Annotated in this window: 3 tRNA genes and 2 rRNA genes (1 of these 5 only partly in view); all 5 read left to right on the forward strand. The window is 51.4% G+C overall.

Annotation, left to right across the window (positions count from 1 at the left end):
- Positions 1-755 (forward strand): 23S ribosomal RNA (locus JQC75_RS01220) (it extends 2139 nt beyond the left edge of the window).
- 92 nt (positions 756-847) lie between these two features.
- A tRNA-Val gene (locus JQC75_RS01225) sits at positions 848-923 on the forward strand.
- Between the two features lie 115 nt (positions 924-1038).
- A 5S ribosomal RNA gene (gene rrf / locus JQC75_RS01230) occupies positions 1039-1154 on the forward strand.
- Positions 1155-1177: 23 nt separating this feature from the next.
- Positions 1178-1254: transfer RNA gene (locus JQC75_RS01235), tRNA-Asp, on the forward strand.
- 64 nt (positions 1255-1318) lie between these two features.
- A tRNA-Asp gene (locus JQC75_RS01240) sits at positions 1319-1405 on the forward strand.
- Positions 1406-2500 lie beyond the last annotated feature (1095 nt).

Below are 2500 nucleotides of genomic sequence, written 5' to 3' on the forward strand. Positions count from 1 at the left end.
CTCGTGGAGTCGACCTTGAAATACCACCCTTGTAGTGTTGATGTTCTAACCTCGGTCCGTGAATCCGGACTAGGGACAGTGCCTGGTGGGTAGTTTGACTGGGGCGGTCTCCTCCCAAAGAGTAACGGAGGAGCACGAAGGTTGGCTAAACACGGTCGGACATCGTGTGGTTAGTGTAATGGCACAAGCCAGCTTAACTGCGAGACAGACACGTCGAGCAGGTACGAAAGTAGGTCATAGTGATCCGGTGGTTCTGCATGGAAGGGCCATCGCTCAACGGATAAAAGGTACTCCGGGGATAACAGGCTGATACCGCCCAAGAGTTCATATCGACGGCGGTGTTTGGCACCTCGATGTCGGCTCATCACATCCTGGGGCTGAAGTCGGTCCCAAGGGTATGGCTGTTCGCCATTTAAAGTGGTACGCGAGCTGGGTTCAGAACGTCGTGAGACAGTTCGGTCCCTATCTGCCGTGGGCGTTGGAAGATTGAGGGGGGTTGCTCCTAGTACGAGAGGACCGGAGTGAACGAACCGCTGGTGTTCGGGTTGTCATGCCAATGGCATTGCCCGGTAGCTACGTTCGGAATCGATAACCGCTGAAAGCATCTAAGCGGGAAGCGAGCCCCAAGATGAGTCTTCCCTTGGACCTTGAGTCCACTGAAGAGCCGTCCGAGACCAGGACGTTGATAGGCAGGGTGTGTAAGCGTTGTGAGGCGTTGAGCTAACCTGTACTAATGACTCGTGCGGCTTAACCATACAACCCAGATGGGTTTTGACTGATGGTTAGAGTAGATAGCCTTGAAGAAACCAGACTTGATTGAAGTGATAACTCAATAACACAGAATACCGGTCGCTTAGCTCAGCCGGGAGAGCACCTCCCTTACAAGGAGGGGGTCACTGGTTCGATCCCAGTAGCGACCACCATCTTTCACTGCACAGCTTTCCAAATTCAGGAACGAATTTATCAAATACATCCTTGTATTTGACCCTAACGGGCCGCGCTAAAGCGCGTTTAAAATTTGTTCCATACAATTTTATGTCTGGTGACAATAGCGCTCTGGTCCCACCTGATCCCATTCCGAACTCAGTAGTGAAACGGAGCAGCGCCGATGGTAGTGTGGGGTCTCCCCATGTGAGAGTAGGTCATTGCCAGACGCCTAATTTGGGCCTAGCCCAAAGGAGCGGTAGTTCAGTTGGTTAGAATACCGGCCTGTCACGCCGGGGGTCGCGGGTTCGAGTCCCGTCCGCTCCGCCAACTTAAGACGAAAGCCTCTGCAGCAATGCAGGGGCTTTTCTCTATCTGAAAACAAATTGCAATAGAGTGGTAGTTCAGTTGGTTAGCTTCTTTATCAGAGAAAGCCGGCCTGTCACGCCGGGGGGCGCGGGTTCGAGTCCCGTCCGCTCCGTCAACTTAAGTGAAAAGCCTCATCTTCGGATGGGGCTTTTTGCTATTTGTTCCCCGCGACGGAGCCCTACTGACTCCTGGTCGCGACACTGGCCGTGCGCGTTGACTCCCGTCCGCTCCGCCAACATAAAGACGAAAGCCTCTGCAGCAATGCAGGGGCTTTTCTCTATCTGAAAACAAATTGCAATAGAGTGGTAGTTCAGTTGGTTAGCTTCTTTATCAGAGAAAGCCGGCCTGTCACGCCGGGGGGCGCGGGTTCGAGTCCCGTCCGCTCCGCCAACATAAAGATGAAAGCCTCTGCAGCTATGCAGAGGCTTTTTTCATTACGGCGCTTTGGATAGATCCGCCCGAGCTAAGCTAAAGCATCGCGCTGACCGACATGGATGTAGTGAGTGTAGAAAACGTCTGGAACAGTTTTCTACCGTAGGCTTGTGGCTATGCCACACTCGTCCGTCAACAACACTAAGCCTCGCTGGAAACAGCGGGCTTTTAGTCTTTTAGGTTTCCCAAAGCGCAGCGCATTTGGGGTCGTATCCGATGGCAGCCCCGCCGAATGCCGGACCATCGAGTCCGTCCAACAGCGTCCTTGTTTAACAGCTCAGTTCGGAATTCCAGCCTGTCGCTAATATACACATCGCTTCGCGATATTCCCCCGCCAACTAAAGGCGAAAGCCTATGCTTGTGCGGATTTAGGTTTTAATGAAAGTGTAGAGGCTTCTTTACCAAGGAGCCCTGGTCATATGCGGCGTAGATTTATATTGGATTCTTTTGGCGGGTTAACTGACCTGGAAAGATATTAGGACATCTGAACTATCAGACTGAGTCTCTAACACCAATACTGCAATCTAACTCTTGCGTCCCAGTGTCCGGCTAATAGTTGTTTCGTCGCATTCCTGCTTAGCGCTTCTCTTGATTCGAAAAATTGACCGGTCACTACATATAGCTAATGTCGTCCCGTTTAGCTGCGTTCGATATTCACGGTCAAAGAGTCGATTAATTAAACCGCCATATATTTTTGATGATGCTGATATCCAAACATATGCTCACTGTCAGGTGGGTATACATGGAGATTTGATTGTCAGACAGAATAAATGCC

The organism is Shewanella litorisediminis, from assembly GCF_016834455.1.
In the GTDB taxonomy this organism is placed as follows: Bacteria; Pseudomonadota; Gammaproteobacteria; order Enterobacterales; family Shewanellaceae; genus Shewanella; species Shewanella litorisediminis.